This is a genomic window from Pseudoalteromonas sp. Angola-30, from assembly GCF_028599215.1.
Lineage (GTDB): Bacteria > Pseudomonadota > Gammaproteobacteria > Enterobacterales > Alteromonadaceae > Pseudoalteromonas > Pseudoalteromonas atlantica.
This window is the reverse complement of sequence record NZ_JAQREI010000086.1, coordinates 1-294: the sequence shown is the minus strand read 5'-3', so window position 1 is coordinate 294 and position 294 is coordinate 1. Positions and strand designations below refer to the sequence as shown.

The window sequence follows — 294 nt, the reverse complement described above, 5'->3', positions numbered from 1 at the left end:
GGAGCCTGGCAATGTCCTACTTTCACATAGCAAATGCTACACTATCATCGGCGCTGTTTCGTTTCACTACTGAGTTCGGCATGGGGTCAGGTGGGTCCAAAACGCTATGGTTACCAAGCAAATTAGGGTGTCAGTCCGTTTTCACGTACCAACTAAATTTGGAAAACTCTGATAATATTTTTTAAGTCTAAGTATCTATCTACTTTAGCTATTAACTTCTGTCGCTTGTTTCTGTCACAAAACGCGTTTGGCGTTGTATGGTTAAGCCTCACGGGTAATTAGTACAAGTTAGCT

The 294-nt window shown here is 41.8% G+C and carries 1 rRNA gene; it reads right to left on the bottom strand.

Features of this window, described 5'->3' with window-relative positions:
* Positions 1–3 precede the first annotated feature (3 nt).
* A 5S ribosomal RNA gene (gene rrf / locus PSH54_RS20710) occupies positions 4–118 on the bottom strand.
* Between the last annotated feature and the right edge of the window lie 176 nt (positions 119–294).